28 protein-coding genes are annotated in these 23,026 nt (G+C 44.7%); 17 read left to right on the top strand and 11 right to left on the bottom strand.

The window, feature by feature from the left end; translation table 11 throughout:
• Positions 1 to 12 precede the first annotated feature (12 nt).
• The 9 genes from FHS86_RS01280 to FHS86_RS01240 all read left to right on the top strand — a co-directional run bounded on the left by FHS86_RS01280 (position 13) and on the right by FHS86_RS01240 (position 7,037).
• On the top strand, positions 13 to 684 hold the full coding sequence (locus FHS86_RS01280) for a hypothetical protein (protein WP_429410304.1): 672 nt from the start codon (positions 13 to 15) through the stop codon (positions 682 to 684).
• Positions 674 to 1,072, top strand: coding sequence for a membrane protein insertion efficiency factor YidD (gene yidD, locus FHS86_RS01275; protein ID WP_429410302.1), 399 nt, complete (start codon positions 674 to 676; stop codon positions 1,070 to 1,072). Before FHS86_RS01280 ends, yidD begins: the two co-directional genes overlap by 11 nt.
• Positions 1,056 to 1,889, top strand: a complete 834-nt coding sequence (locus FHS86_RS01270; RefSeq protein ID WP_429410300.1) for a hypothetical protein — start codon at positions 1,056 to 1,058, stop codon at positions 1,887 to 1,889. The genes yidD and FHS86_RS01270 overlap by 17 nt, the downstream gene beginning before the upstream one ends.
• The gene (locus FHS86_RS01265) at positions 1,855 to 2,721 is read left to right on the top strand and encodes an outer membrane protein assembly factor BamD (RefSeq protein ID WP_429410298.1); all 867 of its coding nucleotides are present in this window, start codon (positions 1,855 to 1,857) and stop codon (positions 2,719 to 2,721) included. The genes FHS86_RS01270 and FHS86_RS01265 overlap by 35 nt, the downstream gene beginning before the upstream one ends.
• Positions 2,718 to 3,203, top strand: a complete 486-nt coding sequence (locus FHS86_RS01260; RefSeq protein WP_429410296.1) for a DUF4294 domain-containing protein — start codon at positions 2,718 to 2,720, stop codon at positions 3,201 to 3,203. Before FHS86_RS01265 ends, FHS86_RS01260 begins: the two co-directional genes overlap by 4 nt.
• A 9-nt stretch (positions 3,204 to 3,212) precedes the next feature.
• A complete protein-coding gene (locus FHS86_RS01255; RefSeq protein WP_429410294.1) occupies positions 3,213 to 3,548 on the top strand; it encodes an MGMT family protein in 336 nt (111 codons plus the stop codon).
• An 84-nt stretch (positions 3,549 to 3,632) separates the two neighbouring features.
• The gene (locus FHS86_RS01250) at positions 3,633 to 4,730 is read left to right on the top strand and encodes an Mrp/NBP35 family ATP-binding protein (protein ID WP_429410292.1); all 1,098 of its coding nucleotides are present in this window, start codon (positions 3,633 to 3,635) and stop codon (positions 4,728 to 4,730) included.
• Positions 4,731 to 4,979: 249 nt separating this feature from the next.
• Positions 4,980 to 5,372: an RNA recognition motif domain-containing protein gene (locus FHS86_RS01245; protein WP_429410290.1), complete on the top strand. Its 393-nt coding sequence runs from the start codon at positions 4,980 to 4,982 to the stop codon at positions 5,370 to 5,372.
• A gap of 471 nt (positions 5,373 to 5,843) precedes the next feature.
• Positions 5,844 to 7,037, top strand: a complete 1,194-nt coding sequence (locus FHS86_RS01240; protein WP_429410288.1) for a phosphoglycerate kinase — start codon at positions 5,844 to 5,846, stop codon at positions 7,035 to 7,037.
• 249 nt (positions 7,038 to 7,286) lie between these two features.
• Here FHS86_RS01240 and FHS86_RS01235 read toward each other — a convergent pair whose 3' ends face one another.
• The 3 genes from FHS86_RS01235 to FHS86_RS01225 form a co-directional block, all read right to left on the bottom strand.
• Positions 7,287 to 8,171, bottom strand: a complete 885-nt coding sequence (locus tag FHS86_RS01235; RefSeq protein ID WP_429410286.1) for an oxidoreductase — start codon at positions 8,169 to 8,171, stop codon at positions 7,287 to 7,289.
• A gap of 91 nt (positions 8,172 to 8,262) precedes the next feature.
• Positions 8,263 to 9,444, bottom strand: coding sequence for a hypothetical protein (locus FHS86_RS01230; protein ID WP_429410284.1), 1,182 nt, complete (start codon positions 9,442 to 9,444; stop codon positions 8,263 to 8,265).
• Positions 9,445 to 9,636: 192 nt separating this feature from the next.
• Entirely contained in the window at positions 9,637 to 10,551 is a 915-nt protein-coding gene (locus FHS86_RS01225; protein ID WP_429410283.1) for a coiled-coil domain-containing protein, read from the bottom strand.
• A gap of 140 nt (positions 10,552 to 10,691) precedes the next feature.
• Here FHS86_RS01225 and pdxH point away from each other — a divergent pair, with 140 nt between their 5' ends.
• Positions 10,692 to 11,327 (top strand): pyridoxamine 5'-phosphate oxidase, encoded by a 636-nt coding sequence (gene pdxH, locus FHS86_RS01220; protein ID WP_429410281.1) that lies wholly within the window; start codon positions 10,692 to 10,694, stop codon positions 11,325 to 11,327.
• Here the strand turns inward: pdxH and FHS86_RS01215 are convergent.
• The 7 genes from FHS86_RS01215 to galE all read right to left on the bottom strand — a co-directional run bounded on the left by FHS86_RS01215 (position 11,324) and on the right by galE (position 15,636).
• Positions 11,324 to 12,031 carry a hypothetical protein gene (locus FHS86_RS01215; RefSeq protein WP_429410279.1) on the bottom strand — a complete coding sequence of 236 codons (708 nt, stop codon included), beginning with the start codon at positions 12,029 to 12,031 and terminating at the stop codon, positions 11,324 to 11,326. The two genes, pdxH and FHS86_RS01215, sit on opposite strands and share 4 nt — an antisense overlap.
• Positions 12,032 to 12,040: 9 nt before the next feature.
• Positions 12,041 to 13,093, bottom strand: coding sequence for a dTDP-glucose 4,6-dehydratase (gene rfbB, locus FHS86_RS01210; RefSeq protein ID WP_429410277.1), 1,053 nt, complete (start codon positions 13,091 to 13,093; stop codon positions 12,041 to 12,043).
• A 103-nt stretch (positions 13,094 to 13,196) separates the two neighbouring features.
• Positions 13,197 to 13,553, bottom strand: coding sequence for a helix-turn-helix domain-containing protein (locus tag FHS86_RS01205; protein ID WP_429410275.1), 357 nt, complete (start codon positions 13,551 to 13,553; stop codon positions 13,197 to 13,199).
• A gap of 5 nt (positions 13,554 to 13,558) precedes the next feature.
• The gene (locus FHS86_RS01200; RefSeq protein ID WP_429410991.1) at positions 13,559 to 13,657 is read right to left on the bottom strand and encodes a type II toxin-antitoxin system HigB family toxin; all 99 of its coding nucleotides are present in this window, start codon (positions 13,655 to 13,657) and stop codon (positions 13,559 to 13,561) included.
• 62 nt (positions 13,658 to 13,719) lie between these two features.
• On the bottom strand, positions 13,720 to 14,019 hold the full coding sequence (locus FHS86_RS01195) for a hypothetical protein (RefSeq protein WP_429410273.1): 300 nt from the start codon (positions 14,017 to 14,019) through the stop codon (positions 13,720 to 13,722).
• Positions 14,020 to 14,053: 34 nt separating this feature from the next.
• On the bottom strand, positions 14,054 to 14,374 hold the full coding sequence (locus tag FHS86_RS01190) for a hypothetical protein (RefSeq protein ID WP_429410271.1): 321 nt from the start codon (positions 14,372 to 14,374) through the stop codon (positions 14,054 to 14,056).
• A 233-nt stretch (positions 14,375 to 14,607) separates the two neighbouring features.
• On the bottom strand, positions 14,608 to 15,636 hold the full coding sequence (gene galE / locus FHS86_RS01185; protein WP_429410269.1) for a UDP-glucose 4-epimerase GalE: 1,029 nt from the start codon (positions 15,634 to 15,636) through the stop codon (positions 14,608 to 14,610).
• Between the two features lie 160 nt (positions 15,637 to 15,796).
• Between galE and FHS86_RS01180 the strand changes: the two genes are divergently transcribed.
• From FHS86_RS01180 to FHS86_RS01170, 3 genes are all read left to right on the top strand, one after another.
• Positions 15,797 to 16,690 carry an HU domain-containing protein gene (locus FHS86_RS01180; RefSeq protein ID WP_429410267.1) on the top strand — a complete coding sequence of 298 codons (894 nt, stop codon included), beginning with the start codon at positions 15,797 to 15,799 and terminating at the stop codon, positions 16,688 to 16,690.
• A gap of 95 nt (positions 16,691 to 16,785) precedes the next feature.
• Positions 16,786 to 17,685 carry a S66 peptidase family protein gene (locus FHS86_RS01175; protein ID WP_429410265.1) on the top strand — a complete coding sequence of 300 codons (900 nt, stop codon included), beginning with the start codon at positions 16,786 to 16,788 and terminating at the stop codon, positions 17,683 to 17,685.
• Between the two features lie 8 nt (positions 17,686 to 17,693).
• Positions 17,694 to 18,062, top strand: a complete 369-nt coding sequence (locus FHS86_RS01170) for a YraN family protein (protein WP_429410263.1) — start codon at positions 17,694 to 17,696, stop codon at positions 18,060 to 18,062.
• Here the strand turns inward: FHS86_RS01170 and FHS86_RS01165 are convergent.
• The gene (locus FHS86_RS01165; protein WP_429410261.1) at positions 18,059 to 18,442 is read right to left on the bottom strand and encodes a response regulator; all 384 of its coding nucleotides are present in this window, start codon (positions 18,440 to 18,442) and stop codon (positions 18,059 to 18,061) included. The two genes, FHS86_RS01170 and FHS86_RS01165, sit on opposite strands and share 4 nt — an antisense overlap.
• A 186-nt stretch (positions 18,443 to 18,628) precedes the next feature.
• On the opposite strand from FHS86_RS01165, the gene dut reads away from it, so the two are divergent.
• From dut to FHS86_RS01145, 4 genes are read left to right on the top strand one after another with little or no spacing between them, the layout of a single operon-like run.
• Positions 18,629 to 19,063 (top strand): dUTP diphosphatase, encoded by a 435-nt coding sequence (gene dut / locus FHS86_RS01160; protein WP_429410259.1) that lies wholly within the window; start codon positions 18,629 to 18,631, stop codon positions 19,061 to 19,063.
• A 14-nt stretch (positions 19,064 to 19,077) separates the two neighbouring features.
• The gene (locus FHS86_RS01155) at positions 19,078 to 20,847 is read left to right on the top strand and encodes a tetratricopeptide repeat protein (protein WP_429410257.1); all 1,770 of its coding nucleotides are present in this window, start codon (positions 19,078 to 19,080) and stop codon (positions 20,845 to 20,847) included.
• Positions 20,847 to 21,731 carry a DUF4292 domain-containing protein gene (locus tag FHS86_RS01150; RefSeq protein ID WP_429410255.1) on the top strand — a complete coding sequence of 295 codons (885 nt, stop codon included), beginning with the start codon at positions 20,847 to 20,849 and terminating at the stop codon, positions 21,729 to 21,731. The genes FHS86_RS01155 and FHS86_RS01150 overlap by 1 nt, the downstream gene beginning before the upstream one ends.
• Entirely contained in the window at positions 21,728 to 22,915 is a 1,188-nt protein-coding gene (locus FHS86_RS01145) for a murein hydrolase activator EnvC family protein (protein WP_429410253.1), read from the top strand. The genes FHS86_RS01150 and FHS86_RS01145 overlap by 4 nt, the downstream gene beginning before the upstream one ends.
• Positions 22,916 to 23,026: the final 111 nt, after the last annotated feature.

Genomic DNA, 23,026 nt, shown 5'->3' with positions numbered 1-23,026 from the left:
TTAATATTCGTTATGCGCAAAATTCTTTTAATAGTATTGATTTTTTTACTGGCCGAAGGTAGCACCTTGGCTCAGTTTGCCTACCGCATGAGTGCCGACATCGTTACCAGAACCCGGCTGGCTGATTCAACTTTTCAGGTCAGCAAAGGCAAAATCTATTACGACAAGAACTATCAAAAAATCGTTTTCGATTTTACCTTTCCACAAAAGGAACAGGTAATTCTCTGCGATACCAGCATGTATATCTTCAATAACCATGAATTAAAGGAAAGGCGCAGCAGTTTTCTTATCCCCGAACAATCCGTATTTCATTTTATGCTTAGCGGAAATTTTACTGATTTTGGATTGAATGAAAACAATTTTACGGCATCCGGAATTGAAAGAAAAGACGATCTGGTGATCACCACCTGGCTTGCCCCGGATCAGCTCAGGCCGCTTGTTTCGAAGGTCATTGTGGCTACCCGAAATAAACAACTTTACTCAATGACCATGATTGATGGTGAAGGAAAAGTAATGAATCGTCAGCTACTAAAACACTATCGTGAGGTGGATGGTTTTATTCTTCCCACCGAAATTCTTCTTGCCACTTATCTTGAAAAGGGAAGCATTTATCAAATCATACAGCTCGACAATCTGAAAATCAACCTTGCCGGAAACGATGCACTTTACAATTATGAATTATAAACCAAATATTTTGTTGCTATCCTTCCTGCTGCTTTCATGTGGGCTCATGGCCCAGAAGAAGGACAAGCACGAACTTTTAAGTGAGCTGTTTCGTCCGGCAGAAAAAAGCAATTACAATGTTTACTTCCAGCGCAGCACCAATGAACTGGAAGCGAGTGCTGCCCTTTTATTCAAAACGTATAAAAGTTTCGTTTCGTCGCAGGACATGAATTCATGCGTATTTTCACCTTCGTGTTCGGTGTATGCCATTCAGGCCTTTCAGCGCAAGTCGTTTCCACTGGCATGGCTGCTTACCTTTGACCGGCTCACCCGCTGCCATCCCTTTGCTGCAAAAAACCAATATGCTTACAATCTGAAAACCGGCCTGCTTTATGACCCGCTTGATTAAACTCCTTGTATTGCTGCTTGCAGGAAATGTTTTTAGCGCAAAAGCTCAGAGCAACCTTTACGATTGTGAAAACTCCCGCAATTTTGCTGCCTACCTGTTTAACACCGCACAATATGAGCTGGCAGTGCATGAAATCGAACGCATTCAGTTTTTTTGCACAAGCGATGATAACACCAGTCTGTTGCTTTTAAAATCGTACCGCAAACTAAAAAATTACCACAAAGCTGAATTGTACTTCGAGGCTTACAGTCTTCAACAGATTGGTCAAATGGACGATGCCTTTAAGAAGGAATACATCAGCTTACTGATGGCCGGGAATAATTTTGAAAAGACGCTGGAAGTGCTTGAACAGGACATCAGTCTGAGTGAGCAAACGGCCTACCAGCTTGGCAGCTATTTAATGCTGAAGAATTGGGAAGCTGCCTATCAGTTAAGTCAGCGATTGGAACCAGTCAATAATTACACCCTCGCAGGCTTAAGTGCTATTGCTGCAAAGAGTTATCATGCACCGCGTAAAAAGCCCTGGCTGGCCACACTCATGTCGGTCATACTGCCCGGAAGCGGCAAAGCGTATTGTGGAAACTGGGGCGACGGTGCCGTTTCGCTTCTCTTTACAGCATCGACCGGTTTTTTTGCTTACCGGGCTTTTAATAAATACGGTCCCGAAAAAGTGTATCCCTGGATTGCAGGTGGATTGGCCGTGAGTTATTATGCTGCGAACATTTACGGAGGAAACAGGGCAGCAGTGAGATACAACGACGAACTTGAACACCAATTTATTCATGAAACTGAAGAACTTTTGGATATCGCTCGTTAGCCTGATTCTTGCACTTAATTTGCAGGCGCAAACAGTGAACGATGTATTTCAACTGGCCGAAAAACAGTTCGAATTGGGAAACTACGACATCGCTTCAAAGGAGTACAACCGGGCTTATTATTTTGCTTATCAGCCCCGCGACATCCTCTTGTTCAGAATTGCACAGTGTTATTTTCAGATGGGAAACTACGGGCTGGCTGCTCAATTCTTCGACAAGACTTATCAGTTTTCTGTCAGCGACAGCCTGAAAAATGAGGCGGTGCTTGAAAAGGCATTTTGCCTGTTAATGCAGGAGCAATTCGTTTTATGCATCAGCGAATTATACAATTTTAAAGAAAGCCGGATCGCCATGCAAAGCGCCAACAAACACTTTTTAAAGGGCATCGCCCACTGGGGTTTACACGAAGACGCTCTGGCCTTTGATGAATTTAAGCTGCTGCTTCAAGACTTCGGTCCGTCTGATTCATTGCTCGTGCTTTTAAATAACGAATTCGACAAGGTGTACCGTTATCCCCGCCGCTATCATCCCAACAGGGCCTACATTATGAGTGCCTTTTTACCGGGCCTGGGACAATTCAGTTCAGGTGCCGTTAAAGAAGGGCTTAATTCTATGCTGCTTATTGGTGGCTTGGTATTCATCGCCTACCGGGTGGTAAGTCTCTATTCATTTTTGGATGCCTTTATCGGGCTTTTTCCATGGATACAGCGCTATTATTATGGAGGAATGGAACATTCGAAAAAATTGGCCATCGAAAAAATTGAAGAAAAAAGGTACGAATCCTATCTTCGCATCATCGAACTGCTCAACCCAGAAAATAGGAACTCACCATGATCGGAAGTGTAAAACTGTATCTTTGGCTGCTTGTATTTTGCTTACCCTTCACGGGTCGGGCATCGGAACCTTCAACTGCCCTAAAGCAGCTCAATACCGATCTGGAGCTGGTTTGGCCGCTGGTGCAAACCGTTGTTTACGAATACCGGCAGGCCAATCATCAACTACAAGCACTAACTGGCAAGGCAGAAAAAGAAGCCTTTCTTAAGAATTTTGAAAATGAAATTAAGCAGAAATACTTCAAACAGGTGCTCATGCTTAACCTTCGGCAGGGAAAACTGTTGTTATTACTGATTCATCGTGAACTGGGGCAAACGCCTTTCGATTTGCTCTGCACCTATCGTAGTTATGGCCGGGCCTTTTTCTGGCAGCAATTAGCTCGCATAGCAGGAGCCGATTTGAAAGCCACTTATTCGGCCGGGCAATATCCCGAAATAGAAAACCAGCTGAATCAACTTCGTTTTCAAATGGATACAAACTGAACCAGGCTTATGAAAGACGATTTTTTCACCAATGTGTACGAAGTAGTAAAACGTATACCTCCCGGGCGTGTAAGCAGCTATGGCGCCATTGCCCGCTATCTCGGGATGCAGCGATCGGCTCGCATGGTGGGCTGGGCCATGAACGCATCGCATACGCAGGCTGAAGTAATTCCGGCACACAGGGTCGTCAACCGAAATGGCTTTTTAAGCGGTAAAAACTTCTTTGGAGGTACTTATGTCATGCAGGAATTGCTTGAAGCCGAAGGAATCACAATTGAAGATGATCAGATTATCGGTTTTGATAAAGTATTCTGGGATCCCGCTGCTGAACTCGAAAGCACTTAAAGTAACTTTCATCACCAATCATTTCGGATAAATTCATCTTATTCGCCATGTTTTTCTAATTTTGTACGATCAAAAACAAAGATTATGGCCATACAACCCAAAGACATCAACAATGCACTCCGGCAGGTAAAAATGCCCGGATCGGATCAAAATATTGTAGACCTCGACATGGTTCAGGAAATCAGAATCGAAGGTAAAAAAGTCAGTTTCACCCTGGTATTTCAAAAATCGAACGATCCCAACATCCCTGTTGTAAAGTCGCTATGTGTTCAGGCCATCTGGAAAGAGTTGGGCCGCGATGTGGAAATAGCCGGAAACATTTCCACCCGTTCGTTGCACGACATGCAACGTCCGGTTTTGCCGGGAGTAAAGAATATCATTGCCGTTGCTTCGGGTAAGGGCGGCGTTGGAAAATCGACTGTTTCGACCAACCTTGCTGTAGCCATTGCCAAAACCGGAGCCACTGTAGGACTTATCGATGCCGACATCTACGGCCCCTCGATACCCATTATGTTTGGAGAGGAATTTACCAAGCCCATGGGTGAAAAAGTAGGAAACCGCGACATGATTCTTCCGGTAGAAAAATTTGGTGTTAAACTGCTTTCAATTGGTTTCTTTGTTAATCCCGAAGATGCTTTGGTGTGGCGCGGCCCCATGGCTTCGAATGCCCTTAAGCAGCTCATTGTCGATGCCAAATGGGGACCACTCGACTACCTGCTGATTGACCTTCCTCCGGGTACCAGCGACATTCATCTCACCCTGATGCAAACCGTTCCGGTAACCGGCGCCGTAATTGTTACCACCCCCCAGGACGTTGCCCTGGCCGATGTGATCAAAGGAGTAAACATGTTCAGGGGAAAATCGGTAGACGTTCCTGTACTGGGTCTGGTTGAAAACATGGCCTGGTTTACCCCCGCTGAATTGCCCGACAACCGTTATTACATTTTCGGCAAAGACGGAGGAAGCAAAATGGCCGAAAGACTCGATATTCCATTCCTGGGGCAAATTCCGATTGTACAAAGCATACGCGAAGGCGGCGACATGGGAACTCCGGCTGCCAACGATCCCGATTCTGTTACAGGAAAGGCATTTTCTGAGGTGGCACAACATGTGATGCAGGCCGTGACCAACCGCAATGAAAACCTTCCTCCAACACATAAGATTCATGTAACACGGAAATAAATTTCATAAGGGACTTAGCTACAGTCCCTTTTTCTTTTCCCTAAAAAAACGATCCAATGGATCTATTTTATAATTTTTCCTCCTTTTTTTCATGTTGAAAAATTAAAAATCACTTTTACTTCTGTTTAATATTCAATAGCTTTGCTTCATTAGAATTTGTTTCGTCATAACATTTCATCACCCAGACTGATTGTTTTGCAACACAACTTCTAACAATTAATTATTCAATTTTTTATTTAATCTTCTTTTATGGACATTTTTGTAGCAAAACTCAATGCCGAAACAACCGCAGATGATCTTACAGAGCTATTCAGCCAGTTCGGCACCGTCGCCTCAACAAAACTCATCATGGATCGTGAAACCGGCATGTCGAAATGTTATGCCTTTATTGAAATGATCAATGAAATGGAAGGCGCAGCAGCAATCGAGCAATTGAACGACACCAAGTTTATGGGCAACTACCTTGTAGTAAAAAAATCGGAACCAAAGCCCAAAGAAAAACGCACATCCGACCGCCGTTTTGGAGCTGGCAACGGAGGAGGCCGTCGCCAGGAACAACGCCGTTTCGATAACAGAAACCGTGATGGCGGAGAACATCGGTCATTTAATCGTGACCGTGGAAATAACAGATACGACGATTAAATTTGAAAAGCTGCCAACTACCAGGCAGCTTTTTTCATGCTGACAAGAAATATAAATAAGCACACCTCCTGCCATTACAAGATACTTGTATGTGCCTGTATTAATACCTTTTGCACTTAACATCAAACCTTTTAAAGTAAATATTCATGAATATATTGTTCAATTGAATATTTTTTTTCTATTTTTAGGGTAACCAATTGATCAAAATCGGAATTAACTATAAAACAGGTACTGAAGTTAAGCATTACATTTAGTTGTGTTTGGGGAACACCGATTAAGCCTGAATTTTATTATCCGGCTCTTTTAGAGCCGGTTTTTTTTCGCCCGGAGCCGAAGGAAGCTTTCCCCTGATCAGAAAAGAAAACCCATGCTAACATAATTTTAAATTCATCAATAAATCAGTTGGTTCATCTGGGGTTAAATCATAAATTCTTATCTTTGATTTTCAATTAAGAACTAAAGTTAAACGCAATGCAAACAATTGAATCTTACGATTTTTCAGGCAAAAGAGCACTCATCAGAGTTGACTTTAACGTGCCGCTTAACGAAAAGTTTGAAATTACCGACGATACCCGCATGAGAGCGGCACTTCCAACCATTAAAAAAGTAATTGAAAAAGGAGGATCGCCAATTATCATGTCGCACCTTGGTCGTCCGAAAGACGGACCGGAAGACAAATTCTCACTGCGCCATCTGGTGAATCACCTTTCGGAGCTGCTCGACGGAGCAAAAGTAAATATTGCACCCGACTGCATTGGTGATGCCACACTAAAAATGGCTGGTGAAGTTAAACCCGGCGAAGTACTGATTCTTGAAAACCTGCGCTTCCACCCCGAAGAAACCAAGGGCGATGAGGCTTTTGCCGAGGCACTGTCGAAAAATGGCGACTGCTGGATCAACGATGCCTTTGGAACGGCCCACCGTGCCCATGCATCAACCGCCATTATTGCCAAATTCTTCCCCAACGACAAAATGTTTGGCTACGTAATCGGCAGCGAACTTGAAAGCCTTGACAAAGTGCTCACGAACCCTTCGAAACCACTTACTGCCATCATGGGCGGAGCCAAGGTATCATCAAAAATTACCATTATCGAAAACCTCCTCGACAAGGTTGATAACCTTATTATTGGCGGAGGCATGACCTATACTTTTGTAAAAGCCCGTGGCGGAAAGATTGGCGATTCAATTTGTGAAGACGACTATCTTGAAATGGCTAAAACCATCGAGAAAAAAGCAAAGGAAAAAGGAGTTCAGCTCATTATGGCTACCGACGTACTGGCAGCCGATGACTTTTCGAACGATGCCAATACCAAAACCATTCCTTCAAACGAAATACCCGACGGATGGCAGGGATTGGATGCCGGTCCTGAAAGCATTGCCAATATGAAAAAGGTAATCGAAGAATCGGGTACTATTCTTTGGAACGGTCCTGTTGGGGTTTTCGAATTCGAAACCTTTTCGAAAGGCTCACGTGCCATTGGCGATGCCATTGTAGCTGCAACCCAAAAAGGAGCTTTTTCACTCATTGGAGGTGGTGACTCGGTAGCCTGTATCAATCAATTTGGTTTGGCCGACGGGGTTTCTTACATCTCAACTGCAGGTGGAGCCCTTCTCGAATACCTCGAAGGTAAAGAACTTCCGGGTGTGGCAGCTGTAAGAAGCTAAAACCCCGAAACAAGATAAGAAAGCCCGGAGTCACTTCCGGGCTTTTTTCGTTTTACCTAAATTGAAACAAAGGAAACAAGCATGGAAAAGCCCTTTGTTGATAAAGTCAAATTTCATTAAACCAGGCTTTTCCTTCTCGCGGATCGGTCAACTTAAAAGTATGCCCAATCAGAGGAATCAACGTTTTTAATTGAAGCGTTTCGGCTTTGGCCAAAAACCTTTGTGGTGGTTCATTCTCTCCATGATCAATCAGGCACGCCGGGCGGGCACTGTTTTCCTTGCCTTACTTTCTGATTTTGACGGTTTACCAAAGGTGGTCAGCATCAGGCGCAACACACGATCGAGCATGCGGTCGGAAAAGAGTTGACGCGACAAAAGAAAGGCCCTGGCTCCACGACCGCACACATAGCGGGTACGGGGCCTACGGGCTTCGATGGAGCGTACGATGGTTTTGGCGGCAATGTTGGCATCGGAGGCAAAGTAAGGAAACAAAAAATCTTGCTGGGCATTGGCCAGCAATTCAGCCAAGCCGGCATAAGGACCATCCGATGAAAACTTCTGAAGTTGCTCGTGGGCTACCTTGTCCCATTCGGTACGGATAAAGCCCGGCCTGATCAATACCACATCGACACCAAAAGCCTGGAGCTCGAGACGAAGACAATCGCTCAGCCCTTCGATGGCAAACTTGGTCGAATGGTACCAGGCACTCAATGGTTCATACAGGCGCGCTCCCACCGAAGAAATGTTGATGATGCGTCCGCTGCCCTTTCTGCGCATGACCGGCAACACCAGTTGTGTCAACCTGGCTGCCCCAAACACATTGACCTCGAATTGGTGCCGGGCTTCGCTCAATGCCACTTCCTCGAGGGCGCCCAGCGAGCCATATCCGGCATTGTTAACCAAAACATCGATGCCTCCCTGTTCGGCAATGATCTTTTCGACACCGGCACGCATCGACTGCTCGTCGCATACATCCATCTTTAAAAGCAATGCACCCGATGCAGCAAGTACTTTCATTTTATCCACCCTGCGCGCTGCAGCATATACAATGTGGCCCTTTTTTAGCAACATACACGCAGCTGCTTCGCCAATACCGGCCGATGCCCCGGTAATTAAAATCACTTTTTTGTTCATAAGATAAGTGTTGGTTAAATAAACTTAGTTTACTGTTTATTCCCAAAAGGGGCAAAGGGTTACCCTCACCTATCATTTATTTTCATAAAAATTACAATTCCCGGCGATACACGGTAGCGATCACCTTTTCTTCGGCCTGTTTCCAGATTGTTTCGGGATTACGCTGATGCTGCATCAGTTCGTAGGCCGTATCGATCATTTCGTCGATATGATCGCGATAGCGGTAGAAATAATAGGAAAAAGCAGCATAAGCAAGACCTGTTTGCCGCGCCAGATCGAATTTCTCGTTACATTCCTGCTCAATTTGCCTGAACAGTTGCCCCGACATCCGGTTGGAAGCCTGCGTGCCAGAAATGCTTTTCCATTTCAGTTTTTCGCCCAGTTGTCTGTTAATTTTTCGCTGGTTAATTTTCATCATCGCCGGCCAGATACTCAAGGGGCCGTCGTAAAGCAGTTCATCGTCGGGAATCAGTGCTTGCTGCTTCACAATCATTTTATGCAAAGCTTCCTTGTGGCGGGGTTGCCAGTCGAGTTGGAGGCCTTGAAAACCTTGTTCTGCCTTGCTGAGCAAAGCATCAATGCCTGCCTCGTGCTTTTTAAGATAGAAATGAACAGGAAGCTGGTGAGCTACCTTTTGTGCCGTGATGGTGAAATGATCGGTTTCATAACGAAGGCTGTTGTCGAACTTCCATTTGTCTGCCTCACCAAACAGTACGTAATCTTCATGTTGAACAGGCATTGCCTGCAACTCCTGTTTCGTTTGCCGGTCCTCACCGGACTTTGTTAATACGGCCCCTTTCGAAATGCACATGCGATACAGTTCGTTAAGTGCCTGCTGGCGGTCGAAACGGTATTCGTACACGAGCATGGCGCTGTCGAACGAGCTGTTGAGTGCCCGAAGTGAAGGATATTTTGATAATTTCAGGGGCAGGGAACTGTTTTCGCGCTCACGTTTCAACAGCTTATCGAAAAGATTCGCTGCATTCACATCGATGGTGCCCGCTTCGTTCAGGGCAATGACCCGCTGCGGAAAAAAGAGCTGCGGAAATAAGCCTGACAAGTGATAAATGCTCTTCCACGCACGATAGGCCGCCGGAACTTCGCTCAGGCTCATTGGATGCAGGGTGCTCAGTTCGGGCAGAAAGGAAAAGTCGGGTTCAAAATCGCTTATGCGTACCCTAAAGCCCTGTTCGAGTGCTGCCAGCGCATACAATGCACTACTGATATTGAATTTCTTAAAATGAATTGTGTCACCTGAAAAATGCTTTGCCATGATTTTGCGCTTGAGTAGTAAAACAAAATTCAAAGAAAAGAGATCAAAACTGAAACTACCTCATTAAAATTAACGTAACAGCTATACCTGATAAAGAACAAAGTATTGAACGGAGTTGATTGGTTGAATAAAATCAGGAATGATTTCTTTTTATCAAAATCAGGAAAAGCGGTGCGCAAACACCGCTTTTATTTATTGTAATAACACAAATTCGGCAGTTCCAATATTGTACCCGTCGGCAAAAACATCGACGGTGTAAGTGCCTGGCAACAGCGCTTCTTTTCCGGTATTGTCCCAGAAGATATTCACGGGAAGTTCCATTCCCTCGTAATTCACTTCGCGCATGGCGGTGTAGGGTATTTTCAGATCTTCGAAACGGAACAGGTTTTCCCCTTCGTTCAGAAGCAAGAGCTGATCGGGCCGCATAATGCGTATGTACACATTTTTGGCTCCCCTGGGCGCCGTCAGATTTTTGCTTAAAGTAAAACTGATGATCAGTTTTTGGGTACGCGCCACCTTGTCGGTTTCACGATCTCTGGGTGTTAAGCCGGTACCCCTCAGATTAAGTGCTTCGAGAATCTGCGCCTTTTTTACCCGCTCTTCCAATTTGGCTTTTTCTATTTCGAGTTCCTCATTCCGGTTTTTTTCTTCAGAATACATTTGCTTCACTTCCTGATTCTCGGCAAAGAGCACCTTATTGCGCTCATTGAGCGAATCAATCTGATTGTACAAGCTTTTCATGATGCCCCTGAGGGTATTTACCTTGTCGCGGTACTGCGAAATCTCACGATAACTGGCTTTTTTCACCTGATCAATTTCAACAAGCAGGTTTTTAATTTCCGACTGTGTAATCAAAATATGGTTGTTGAGTTCATCGTTGTCGGTTTTCAACGAATCGTAATTGACCACCATCTGCTCGAGCTCCACCTGGATTGAATCTTTCTCTATATTCAACTCCTGAACAATGCCCTTGTGTTCCCTTCGTTGCATGAAAAACATCACCATTACTGCAAGCAATACTACCGAAAGGGCAATTACAAGCATATTTTTCTTATCGTAGCGATTGGTCTTCTCCGGAATTGGCTGATCGGTCATTTTTCTCTTCAAAAGGTTTACACTGCCACAAAAGTAGGATTATTTTTTCTCGTAAAAAATGTTTTAAGCCTGCTAATCAACTCCGGCCATTTAATTCGGGTATGGAGAAAACCTTTAACACCGTGTTTTGTTCCAATAAAAAATGAAAAACGATGGATCTATCGGAAATACGCAGCGAATACCAGCAAAAAACGCTTGAAAAAAAGTCGGTCGACACCAATCCCTTAAGACAGCTTGAAATCTGGCTCAACGAGGCCAAAGCGGCACAATGCAGTGAGTATACGGCCATGACCATCGCCACAACAGGCGAGAACATGCAGCCTTCAATCAGGGTGGTCCTGCTCAAGTACCTTAAAGACGACGGGCTGTATTTCTTCACCAACTATGAAAGCCGGAAAGGAAAAGATCTGGAATTCAACAAAAAAATAGCGGCTCACTTTTTTTGGCCCGAACTCGAACGACAGGTAAAAATAGAAGGAACAGCCATCAAAGCGCCTGCCGAAATTTCAGACTTCTACTTTCAATCGCGGCCCCACGAAAGCCGGCTCAGCGCCGTTGTTTCAAAGCAAAGCAGCGAAATTGAAGACCGCCAGTCGCTTGAAAAGCTTTGGAAGGAGGCTTCACAAAAATGGGAAGGAAAAACCATCGAACGTCCCGGGAACTGGGGCGGATACGTGATTAAGCCCAGCCGGATGGAGTTCTGGCAGGGACGACCCTTCAGGTTGCACGACCGCATTGCCTACAAAAAAAGCATCGATGGCTGGTGGCTGAAAAGGTTAGCCCCTTAAATCCGGTCTTTCCCGAGGAACCACTTTTTCAGATAATACTTCACCGGATGGGTGTATTTGAGCTGCTTCCAGGGTCGGCTGCTGTGTGGCAAATGCCTGACGCGCACATCGGGCAATACATAATTCACAAAACCCAGCCTGCGCGAATCGCGCGAGATCTGAACATCAAACCAGTCCTTTTTATCCGACAACTGATCGAAATCGAGTTGCTTTAACAAGGGCAAAGTAAGCAGCGTACAGCAAAAGCTTAAGCGGTGCGAAGTGTCAATCGGCTCGTTTGATTTTGGCTGAATGTGCAAATAAGGAAAATTGATTGCATTGTTCTCATCGACGGTTACAGCGGCCACCATGCCACACTCGCTGTGTGTTGCCGCAAATTGTTGCAGCCTTTCGATGGTATCGGGCTGCACGTACACGTCCGATTCAACAATCAGCAAAGCAGCATTCATTTCAAGTGCACCTCTCTGCGCATCCCTGAGTGTAAAGCGATAATTGGGCGAAGGTGTATCGACTTTTTCTGCAATATTGATCAGGGTGTACCCCTGCTCCTGCCCTTCGTCCAGTTTGATTGTATTTTCGGGACGGCTCAAATCGTTGTACACCCTGTATTCAGCAGCGTGTTTCGATTGGCACACAAGGGCAATGGCCTGTTGTGCCGTTTCAAGCGCATCTTTTACAGGCGTAATAATTAACAGGTTTTCCAAAGCAAAAAATTATCGGTTTTTGTACATCTGCTCGTAGTACTTCTGGTAATCGCCGCTGGTCACATTGTTGAGCCATTCTTCATTCTCGAGGTACCAGTCGATGGTCAGTTCCAGCCCCTCTTCAAACTGAAGACTTGGAACCCAGCCCAGTTCATTTTGCAGCTTTGTTGAATCAATCGCATAACGCAAATCATGGCCTGCACGGTCGCTTACATAGCTGATGAGCTTTTCGGAAGTTCCTTTTTCGCGCTTCAGCTTGCGATCCATAATGGCACACATTTCCCTGATCAGGTCGATATTCTTCCATTCGTTATGCCCGCCAATGTTGTAAGTTTCGCCCGGCTTTCCCTTGTGGAAAATCAAATCGATGGCCCGGGCATGGTCTTCAACCCATAACCAGTCGCGGATATTTTCCCCCTTACCATACACAGGCAGCGGCTTATTGTTTTTAATGTTGTTGATAAAAAGCGGAATCAGCTTCTCGGGAAATTGAAAAGATCCATAGTTGTTTGAACAGTTCGAAACCAGTGCAGGAATACCAAAGGTGTCGTGATAGGCACGCACAAAATGGTCGGAGCTGGCTTTGGATGCCGAGTACGGACTGTGCGGATCGTAGGCTGTTGTTTCGGTAAACATGCCCTCACTGCCCAGTGAACCATATACTTCATCGGTCGAAATGTGGTAAAACAGTTTTCCCTTGTTGTTATCTTTCCAGATGGCACGGGCGGCATTCAACAGGTTAACGGTACCAATCACATTGGTAAATACAAACTCGGTGGGATTACTGATCGACCGGTCGACATGACTTTCGGCAGCCAGGTGAATCACGCCGTCGAACTGCTTTTCTTCGAAAAGTTTCATCATGAATTCGTCGTCAACAATGTCGCCTTTGATGAATTCATAATTGGGCTTGCTTTCTATATCGGTGAGGTTGGCCAGGTTGCCGGCATAGGTCAGTTTATCGAGGTTCACAATGTTGTAGTCGGGGTACTTGTTCACAAACAGTCGTACTACATGCGAGCCAATAAAACCGGCTCCTCCGGTGATCAGAATCGTTTTCATAAATGAGGTATTTGAATGGGTTTCAGTTAACACAAGTCCAAAAATTAATAGTTTGTTTAATCTGTCAAAAATAGAAGTTTAAAAAGGAAATTAAAAGGGGCTGCTAATAATCGTTGAGTAATGACTCATAAGGAATATTCATCTTTTTATGCAATTGGCGAATCATGTTAATATTCAATTTTCGCTTTTTGCTTAATATCTCCGATACCCTGCTTTTATATCCTATAATTTTAGCAAGATCTTTTTTATCCATTTTCATTTGTTCCATCCTAAAAAGAATTGCTTCAATCGGATCGGGAGCATCAACAGGATAATTTTCATCTTCAAATTTTTCTATTAAAATTGAAAGTACTTCTGCTTCATCACCATCGGGCGAATCAATAGGAGCATGAAATATTTCTTCAAGCCTTCTTAAGGCTTTGTTGTAATCTTCTTCTGTTTTTATCGCTTTGATTTGCATAATTGTTAAATTTTATCTGCATCTACCTGATCATAATCACTGTGGGTGCCTATAAAGCGAATAAAAACCCATTGTCTTTCATAGTTAATATCGACAATATACAACAAAGTTACCAAAATGGTAATAATCGTCAGTCAGGTAATTATTGAGTCAACAATTTCAGCCATCAAGTCTTGGATGGAAACTTGCTCCCCCGCTTTTTTGCCTTGACAGCCTCGGGGAGCAGCTTGCTACCCTTGGATTTTGCCTTAACAGCCTCGGGGAGCAAGCCGAAATCCTTGTTTTTTATCATGCTCCCCCACTTTTTTGCCCTGACAGCCTCGGGGAGCAACTTGCTACCCTTGGATTTTGCCTTAACAGCCTCGGGGAGCAGGCCGAAATCCTTGTTTTTTATCATGCTCCCCCACTTTTTTGCCCTGACAGCCTCGGGGAGCAGCTTGTCAACCCGTCGTATTGATTCATTCAAAAGGCAGGTTGTTGGCCTGCCTTTTGAAATCCGATTAAGTTCTCATCTTTTTGATCTCTTTGATCAAATTGTGGTCCTTCCCTAATAAGCCCTCCAACAAACTCACCGTCTCTGAAGCTTCCTTGTAAGCTTCACTTAAGGTGTTTCGCGCCAGCTTTGTGGCATCTTTGGCCGCAGCTTGCGCCTGTTGCTGTTTAACCTCGGCAGCCTCAACCGCTGCCGCTTTGCTGCTTAATGCTTCGATTTTTGGAAGGGGGTCGAAACCTGCCTGAGAAATTGGCTCAGCGTTTTCTTCAAGAATCTTTTTAATCTGATTGATGAAATCACGCTTGCCTGCATCATTTAAATTAACCATAACAAACGTTTAAGTTGGGTAAAACATTCTTCTTATGTATTCATAAGAAATTTATCGTCAACAAGATATGGCGTTTTGTTAACTTATGCAACTTATTAATCAATGTATTTGATATACTGTTTCCAAAAAAGAAAAAAACACCTCCCTGCCCAATGCAAAAAGGTGTTCCTGTATCTTAAAACTATTGTTTCAGAAGCAGGTCAAGGCCTGTTCCTTTGTCTCTATTTGATCCATTAATGAATTCCCCTGATCTTCTTTTCCCAGTTCCAGGCCGAAAGCAAGGTTGCTTCAAGGCTGGTTTCAGCCTTCCATCCCAATTCACTGTTGGCATAAGTGGTGTCGGCCCATATTTTTTCAATGTCGCCTTCCCTGCGGTCGACTATCTTGTAATTCAATTTTACCCCGGTGGCCTTTTCAAAGCCTTTCACAATTTCGAGCACCGAAAAACCGTTTCCGGTTCCCAGGTTGAACACCTCGTAACTTTTCTTGTTTTTACCAGCCAATAAGCGGTCGATTGCAATCACATGGGCTTTTGCCAGATCAACCACGTTGATGTAGTCACGAACAGCCGACCCGTCGGGGGTATCGTAGTTGTCGCCAAACACTTTCAGCTCATCGCGCAAACCGGCTGCTGTTTGTGTGATAAAAGGAACCAGGTTTTGCGGAACCCCCAAAGGCAGCTCACCAATCATTGCCGAAGGATGGGCACCAATGGGGTTAAAATAACGCAGTGCAATTCCTTTTAGCTGAGGAAAGGCACGAATGCTGTCGTTCAGAATATCTTCGTTTACTTTTTTGGTATTCCCGTAGGGCGATTCGGCATCTTTTCGGGGAGTCTGCTCGGTCACCGGTAATTTTTCGGGTTGCCCATAAACCGTACACGACGAGGAAAATACAATGTTGGGGACATTAAATTCCAATTGACATTCGATTAAATTGATCAACGAAAGCAGGTTGTTGCGGTAATAATGCAGGGGTTTTTCAACCGACTCGCCCACTGCCTTACTGGCTGCAAAATGGATGATTGCATCCAGGCCACGGTGTTTCTCAAAAAATTGATCCAGTTTTGTTTTGTCGGTAAGATCAAATTGCTCAAAAGCCGGCCGCTTACCCGCAATTTTTTCAATACTGTCGAGCACATCGGCCGATGAATTGGAAAGATCGTCAACAATAATGGTTTCATAGCCTTCTTCCATCAGTTCAACTACGGTGTGGGAACCAATGTAGCCGGTTCCGCCCGTTACAAGGATTTTCTTAGTCATTTGATTTTTTGTTTTAGCCAACACAAAAATAACAAATAATACACTTGCAGCTACTTTCATCGGCGCAATGGCCCTTTTTCAACATTTTATTAACACTGTTGAAAACTATGTTTTGTCCGCGCCCTGTTTTTGCTTATTTTTGAAGTCCTGAATAGAAAATATGGACATTACAAAACACATAGCCTATTTGATGCAGTTTCACGAATGCGTGGTCGTTCCCGATTTCGGAGCCTTTATTTCGAATTATCAGCCCGCGCAGTACAACCGTGAAGAGCACAGTTTTACACCACCCGGCAAAGCGGTGATTTTCAACAGTAAAATCAGTCGTAACGATGGCCTGCTGGTCAGTTATATGGTTGAAAAGGAACAGATAAGCTATGCTCAGGCACAATCGGCAGTGATGAACTTTGTCGACCAGCTGAGTCTGCGCCTCAACAATGGAGAAAAGGTAGAACTGGGTTCACTGGGCTCAATGGTTTTCGACCGTTCGGGAGCCATCATTTATCAGTCGGTGAATCAAATTGATCTGGCTGCAGCCTATGGCCTTCAGCCATTCAGCTACGAAGCGCTGAAGCCGAAGCACGAAATCAGGCCTTATCAGCCGCGGCCGGCCGTTCGTGTCGTTCACCGCAAGCGCGACCTCATCAAGGTAGCAGCAAGTATTGCTTTGGTGCTCAGCCTGTCACTTTTCCCCTTGAAGAACGATTTGATCTTACAGTCGTCGAATCTGAACCCCATTCAGCTGCTCAACTCATTTCAGCCAAAGGCAGGCGAGGTGGACGAAACAGGACAGCTTGCCCAAACAGCACCCGGTCAGCTTGAAAAAATTGCACCCTACATTTTGGTAGGGGGAAGTTTTCAGCACCTTGATAACGCAAAGCAATTACAGGGTACTTTGTTGAACAATGGTCACCAGGCCGAAATTATTAAAATGGAAAACAGCTATTACCGGGTGATCATCGATTCGTTTTTTGAAAAAAATGAGGCCATCAAGGCAATGAACGCTTACCGTTCGAAACATACAGGTTCGAAGGTTTGGGTCAGCACACGTTAAATAATTTATTACTTTCTCAGAATAAAGGCTGCGCTCAGGCGTGGCCTTTTTTCTTAGTGAATAATGTATCTTTACAAGAAAAACAGGTACCCGTCATGAAGATTCCACCCTACCTGCAGCCCGGCGATCAGCTGGCCCTTATTTCTCCGGCATCTAAAACCGATCGTGAAACGGTAGAGCCGGCCATCGCACTTTTACAAGCAAGGGGATACCCTATTGTACGCGGAAAGCATCTTTATGCAGTCGACCATCAGTTTGCAGGGAAGGATGAAGACCGGCGTTCCGACTTCCAGGCCATGATTGACGATCCTTCCATTAAAGCCATCATTTGTTCGCGCGGTGGTTATGGCAGCCTGCGCACCCTGAAAGGAATTAACTGGTCGCATTTCATCGATCATCCCAAATGGATTGTTGGTTTCAGCGATGTGACCGTCATCCATTCGGCCCTGCAGCAAATGAATATTGCCTCGGTACACGCTGCAATGCCCCGCTATTTTCTGGAGAATGACAAGCCAACACCCGGGTTTGAAATCCTGATGAATACCCTCGAAGGAAAACAAGTTCGCTATGAGCTTCAGGCATCGGAGCACAATATTGGCGGCAAGGCCGAAGGAATGCTTGTTGGCGGAAATCTTTCCATTTTATACAGCCTCAGAGGAACCCCATACGATATAGATACTAAGGGAAAAATACTTTTTATCGAAGACCTGTCGGAATACCTCTATCACCTCGACCGGATGATGATGAATCTGAAAGCCGGAGGAAAACTTGCGGGACTTGCGGCTCTTGTTGTGGGCAGTTTTACCGGCATGAAAGACCACGAGAGCCCCTTTGGAAAGACCTGGCAGGAGATCATTCTGGATGCCGTTGCCGAATACGGTTTTCCTGTTCTGTTCAACTTCCCCGCCGGTCATCAGCCGGAGAATTATCCGTTGCTGCTGGGAGCTAACTGCAAGCTTACTATTCAAAGCGATCATGTTGAACTTGTACAATAAAAACGAAGATGGCTCATCATACCGATCTGGGACAAAAAGGTGAAGACCTTGCACTAAAATTTCTTACCGAAAAAGGTTTTCGGATAAAGGAACGCAACTGGCGCTACGACCGGGCTGAAATTGATCTGATTGCAGTTCACAGGCAGCAAATCGTTTTTGTTGAAGTAAAAACCCGCAGTGCCGTGATTTATGAAGAACCCCGCGATAGTATATCGGAGCAAAAAATCCGCCTGTTGGTTCATGCTGCCGAGGCCTATCTGCTGGAGAAAGAAATCGACCTGGAAGCCCGCTTCGATGTGGTAAGCATCAAATGGTTCGGCGATGAAAAATACGAAATCGAACACATTGAGGACGCTTTTACCCCGCCAGTATATTAATGAAGATAGTTTTGCAGGACTTCAAAAAGCTGCGCTACCTGAAGCGGCTTTGTTAAGTATACATCACAACCTGCTTCGAATGCTTTCAGCCGGTCGTTGCTTAAGGCATAGGCAGTCTGAACAATTACCACCAGCTCAGGTCTGATTTTCTTAATCTGGCGGGTCGCTTCAAAACCATCAATTCCCGGCAACCTGATATCCATCAAAACACAATCGATTTCGGGATGTTCGAGCACCAGCTCGATGCTCTCTTGTCCGCTAGCGGTAAACAGTATTGAGATCCTGCTTGTTTCAAGAACCGTTTTAAAAAAGTATTGGTTTACCGGTTCATCTTCAACCACTAAGATGGTTTTATCGGACCAGTCTGGAGTTTTATTCATGCTTAACAAAATATCGGCCGGATAAAGAACGGAAAATACGATCGAATATGAAACCAAAAAATCTTAAAATGTTTTAAAAAGCCTTTGGGGTTCGATATTGTACCTAAGAATGTATATCTTAGCGACTTGAAAAATTTTGGGGTATAAAAACCACTCACAGGTACAAGGGAAAACATTCGATATCAAATGATCGTAAAAATTGTTAATCAATCCAATAATCCGCTACCAGCCTACAGTACAATCATGTCGGCAGGTATGGATCTGCGTGCATCGTTAAAAGAACCCGTTGAGCTGAAGCCATTGGAGCGGGCATTAATTCCAACCGGGCTGTTCATTGAACTTCCCAAAAATTATGAGGCACAAATAAGACCACGCAGTGGCCTTGCCCTGAAACACGGAATTACCGTCCTGAATTCGCCCGGTACCATCGATGCAGACTACCGCGGAGAAATTGGCATCATTTTAGTAAACCTGTCCAACACAACATTTACCATTCAGAACGGAGAGCGAATTTGTCAGATGGTCATCGCGCAACACGAAACGGTTGAGTGGAATGAAGCAGAGCAATTAGAGGAGACAGAAAGAGGAGCAGGTGGATTTGGACACACCGGCAAACATTAAAAGGCCGAATTAAAATGAAACAATACCAATTTATTGGACTTATCACACTGGTTTTGGCATTTGGATGCAAAACCAACCAGCAGATAAGCCAACAGGAAACAACGCAAAATACCGTAAGCAACCAGCAAGTCAATGCTTCAAATTTGTCGGAAGAGAAGTCCATCGAATTTGAATACCTGTATATCGAAGGCTTGAAACAAAAAATGCTGGGCAACAGCGATGCTGCCATTCAGTATTTCAACAACTGTCTTGAAATCGACCCCACTTCGGCAGCATCACTGTATGAACTGGCCAATATTTATGTTGGCAAGGGGGAATTAATCAGCGCCGCACTGCTGCTTGAAAAGGCCATTCAAATCAATCCTGAAAACAAGTGGTATCAGCTTTTACTGGCACAAATTCATCAGAACAACAACCAGTATGAAAAAGCCAGTGAGATTTACAGCCGCCTGATTGAAAAGTATCCCGACAACATCGATTATTACTACATGAATGCCCTGTTGCTCACTTCGGCCGAAAATTACGATGCAGCCATCAAGGCCTATAATGAACTCGAGCAAGCAGGCGGATACAACGAACAAATTGCGCTTTCGCGCCAGCATTTGTACCGCCAGGCAGGCAAAAACAAGGAAGCCTACAACGAAATAGAAAAGCTCATTGGCCGCTATCCCGGGGTGCCCGAATACTACGGCGTAATGGCCGATATGTACAAGGAAGACGGAAACATGGACAAAGCCCTTGAATACTATAACAAAGTAATCGAGATCGATCCCTCCAACAGTTTTGTACATTTTTCACTGGCTTCGTTTTATCTCCAGAAGAAAGAAACTCAAAAAGGATTTGAACATGCGAGCATTGCCTTTTCAAATCCCGAAATCGAAATCGAAACCAAAATACAGCTCTATCTGATGATGGTGGGTGCACCTGAGAAAATGAAGCTCGACAGCACACAAATGGAAGCACTGATCGGGATGCTGCTTAAGGCCCATCCCGACGATGCCAGAAGTTACAGCATCAAAGCCGATTATTTGATACAGCAGGGTCGCGAAGCCGAAGCACGCGACTTCATGGTGAAGGCACTTGAAATCAATCCCGACACTTATCCACTTTGGGAGCAACTGATTCTTACCGAAAACCGGATGCTCGATTTTGAAAACATGGCCCTGCATACCGAACGTGCCATGCTGTTATTTCCAACCCAGCCCCTGCTCTACGTGCTCAATGCCGTTGCACAAATTCAGCTTAAAAATTACGACAAGGCACTTTCGGTACTCGAAAACGGACAAATTTATGTAGCCGACAACAAGCGACTGGAAGCCCAGTTCGAACTGTACCGTGCCGAAGCATATTATAACATGGAACAAAGCGAGGAAGCGTTTCAGGCCTTTGAAAAGGTAATAGAAATGGAACCCGAAAATTTCATGGCCATGAACAATTATGCCTATTACCTGTCGTTGCACGGAGAACAACTCGAAAAAGCAGAAGTGTTAAGCGGCCGGGTGGTTCAGGCCAATCCAAACAACCCCACCTACCTCGACACCCACGCCTGGGTGCTTTTTCAGAAAAAGGAATACCGGCTTGCAAAATTTTACATGGATACGGCCATGAAAAACGGAGGCGACGAAAGTGAAGTCATAGTTGAACACTATGGCGATATCCTTTTCATGTTAAATGATGTTGACGAGGCAATTAAGTACTGGCAAAAGTCGTTGGATATGGGAAACGAATCGGAATTACTGAAAAATAAAATCAGCGAGAAGCGGTATATTGAAGAAGAAAGATAATGCTGAAGAACAAACGCAAATTCCATACTTTAATCGTCCTGGCCGGCATCCTGATTTTTACATCGTGCAGTACCCGCCGTATGCTGGTTGATTACCCGGTAAAGCCTATGCCGGCAGGCAAAATAATGAGAAAGGTCAATAAAGAATCACCCGATTATAAAAGCTATGAAGCCCGAAAAATGGTGCTGTCGTATTACAACAACGACGACCGTGCCTCCTTCTCGGGCCAGTTCAGCATCGATCGCGACGATTATATTTTGCTTACACTTCGTAAACTGAACATGCCCGTTGGCCGTGCCATGCTTTCGCCCGATAGTTTGAAAGTGGTTAATTATTTCGAGAAATATTTCATCGACGAAGGCATTTCATCACTTCAGGAAGTATTGGGTTTCGACATCGATTATCAAATGATGGAGGCCCTGCTCACTGCCGATATCAGCAAGCTGGTCGACGAATCGTTTTTTGAGAAAGAACTTACTTCGTACATCGACAGCAACATGTACCGCATCGACAGTCAGTTCAAAAGCAAGATCGGCAAGGCCCTGAGCGATGGCAACGAAAAACGCCTGAGCCGCTACATGCGCCGAATGGATGATCATGAATTCATTTCCTACAATGTTTGGATTGATCCCCGCCTGTTTGTGATCAGAAGAATTACTTTCCGCAACATCAAGAACCACGAAAGCATCAACATTGCCTACGATGATTTTGAACAAAGCGGACGAAGCATGTTTCCACAATTAATTGCCGTTGACTTCAGTTCAACACTCCAGCATGCAGGTCTTAAGTTAAAACTAACAAAACCGGTACTTAATAAAGAAAAAAACTTTACATTCACCATACCCGAAAAATACGATCAGCTAAAGCTGTTGAAACAACAATGAGCAGGCTCCTACGATGCATATTGTTTATTTTAATAACTGTTCCCGCCGTATTTCATGCCGGAGCACAAAATCTCAATGACTTAAAGGAAAAGAAGGAAAAAACCCGGAAGGAAATTGAATATACCAACTGGCTTTTGAATAAAACCGGCGAAAACAGCAAAGCATCGCTCAACAGACTCAATCTGATCAATGAGCAAATTACCCTGCGTAACCAGCTCATCAGCGATTACAACCAGCAACTGGCGCTCATTCAACAATCGATCGAAGAAAACCAACTGGCCATCGACATGATGAACAACGATCTTCAGAAGATCAAACAACAATACTCCGACCTCATTAAACAGGCTTACCGTAAGCGTGGCGACTATAATAAACTGATTTTTCTCTTATCGAGCGAGACTTTTAATCAGGCCTACAAACGATTGCTCTATACCCGGCAAATGGCGCGTTTCAGGCAAAAACAGTCGCAACAGATTGAAACCATCAGGACGGTGCTTGAAGCAAAGATCAGCGATTTAAATGCCTTGCAAAAAGAAAAGCAAGCCGTGCTCATGCAGCAGATGGAAGATTTTTCGAAACTGAAAAACGAAAAAAACAAACAATCTGATTACTACCAGCAACTTCAGAAACGGCAACGGGAATTGAAAGCGCATCTTCGATCGCAACAACGGATCGAAAAGCGGCTCGAGAATGAAATACAACGCATCATTGAAGAGGAAGCCCGCAAGGCAAAAGAAATGGCCCCTACGCCCGAATACAAGCTTCTTTCGGCCGATTTTGCCAGGAATAAAGGAAGTCTTCCGTGGCCAACCCAACACGGAATCATTACCGACCGCTTTGGAGAACATGCCCATCCGGTGATGAAAAACATCATTATTCAGAACAATGGCATCGACATCACCACCCGGCCGGGAGAAAAAGCGCGTGCCATATTTAACGGAACCGTCAGCAGGGTTTTTGCCATTCCGGGTGGAAACACGGCGGTGATTGTTCGCCATGGCGAATACATTACCGTTTATTCCAATTTAAAAGAAGTTTACGTCAAACAGGGCGAACAGGTAGCGCTTGAACATGAATTGGGCTTAATTTACGTCGATGACAGCGATGACGACAAAACTATTCTCAAATTTCAGATCTGGAGAGAGAATGTAAAACTAAATCCCGAAGACTGGATAGCCAGATAAGCATTTACTATTGGCCAAAACACTTACTGCCTTCATTTTCCGGAAAATAAAAGCACGGTACTCAATTTATAAGTGTAGAAATAGCCTGTGTTCAAAAAGAAACACCACTTC

The sequence above is a fragment of the Roseimarinus sediminis genome, assembly GCF_050433125.1.
GTDB lineage: Bacteria > Bacteroidota > Bacteroidia > Bacteroidales > Prolixibacteraceae > Roseimarinus > Roseimarinus sediminis.
This window is presented reverse-complemented; position numbering and strand designations above follow the sequence as displayed.

Coding starts and splice junctions, on each gene's coding strand:
- FHS86_RS01280 (WP_429410304.1), top strand. CDS start 13: ATGCGCAAAATTCTTTTAATAGTATTGATTTTTTTACTGGCCGAAGGT.
- yidD (WP_429410302.1), top strand. CDS start 674: ATGAATTATAAACCAAATATTTTGTTGCTATCCTTCCTGCTGCTTTCA.
- FHS86_RS01270 (WP_429410300.1), top strand. CDS start 1,056: ATGACCCGCTTGATTAAACTCCTTGTATTGCTGCTTGCAGGAAATGTT.
- FHS86_RS01265 (WP_429410298.1), top strand. CDS start 1,855: ATGAAACTGAAGAACTTTTGGATATCGCTCGTTAGCCTGATTCTTGCA.
- FHS86_RS01260 (WP_429410296.1), top strand. CDS start 2,718: ATGATCGGAAGTGTAAAACTGTATCTTTGGCTGCTTGTATTTTGCTTA.
- FHS86_RS01255 (WP_429410294.1), top strand. CDS start 3,213: ATGAAAGACGATTTTTTCACCAATGTGTACGAAGTAGTAAAACGTATA.
- FHS86_RS01250 (WP_429410292.1), top strand. CDS start 3,633: ATGGCCATACAACCCAAAGACATCAACAATGCACTCCGGCAGGTAAAA.
- FHS86_RS01245 (WP_429410290.1), top strand. CDS start 4,980: ATGGACATTTTTGTAGCAAAACTCAATGCCGAAACAACCGCAGATGAT.
- FHS86_RS01240 (WP_429410288.1), top strand. CDS start 5,844: ATGCAAACAATTGAATCTTACGATTTTTCAGGCAAAAGAGCACTCATC.
- FHS86_RS01235 (WP_429410286.1), bottom strand. CDS start 8,171: ATGAACAAAAAAGTGATTTTAATTACCGGGGCATCGGCCGGTATTGGC.
- FHS86_RS01230 (WP_429410284.1), bottom strand. CDS start 9,444: ATGGCAAAGCATTTTTCAGGTGACACAATTCATTTTAAGAAATTCAAT.
- pdxH (WP_429410281.1), top strand. CDS start 10,692: ATGGATCTATCGGAAATACGCAGCGAATACCAGCAAAAAACGCTTGAA.
- rfbB (WP_429410277.1), bottom strand. CDS start 13,093: ATGAAAACGATTCTGATCACCGGAGGAGCCGGTTTTATTGGCTCGCAT.
- FHS86_RS01205 (WP_429410275.1), bottom strand. CDS start 13,553: ATGCAAATCAAAGCGATAAAAACAGAAGAAGATTACAACAAAGCCTTA.
- FHS86_RS01190 (WP_429410271.1), bottom strand. CDS start 14,374: ATGGTTAATTTAAATGATGCAGGCAAGCGTGATTTCATCAATCAGATT.
- galE (WP_429410269.1), bottom strand. CDS start 15,636: ATGACTAAGAAAATCCTTGTAACGGGCGGAACCGGCTACATTGGTTCC.
- FHS86_RS01180 (WP_429410267.1), top strand. CDS start 15,797: ATGGACATTACAAAACACATAGCCTATTTGATGCAGTTTCACGAATGC.
- FHS86_RS01175 (WP_429410265.1), top strand. CDS start 16,786: ATGAAGATTCCACCCTACCTGCAGCCCGGCGATCAGCTGGCCCTTATT.
- FHS86_RS01170 (WP_429410263.1), top strand. CDS start 17,694: ATGGCTCATCATACCGATCTGGGACAAAAAGGTGAAGACCTTGCACTA.
- FHS86_RS01165 (WP_429410261.1), bottom strand. CDS start 18,442: ATGAATAAAACTCCAGACTGGTCCGATAAAACCATCTTAGTGGTTGAA.
- dut (WP_429410259.1), top strand. CDS start 18,629: ATGATCGTAAAAATTGTTAATCAATCCAATAATCCGCTACCAGCCTAC.
- FHS86_RS01155 (WP_429410257.1), top strand. CDS start 19,078: ATGAAACAATACCAATTTATTGGACTTATCACACTGGTTTTGGCATTT.
- FHS86_RS01150 (WP_429410255.1), top strand. CDS start 20,847: ATGCTGAAGAACAAACGCAAATTCCATACTTTAATCGTCCTGGCCGGC.
- FHS86_RS01145 (WP_429410253.1), top strand. CDS start 21,728: ATGAGCAGGCTCCTACGATGCATATTGTTTATTTTAATAACTGTTCCC.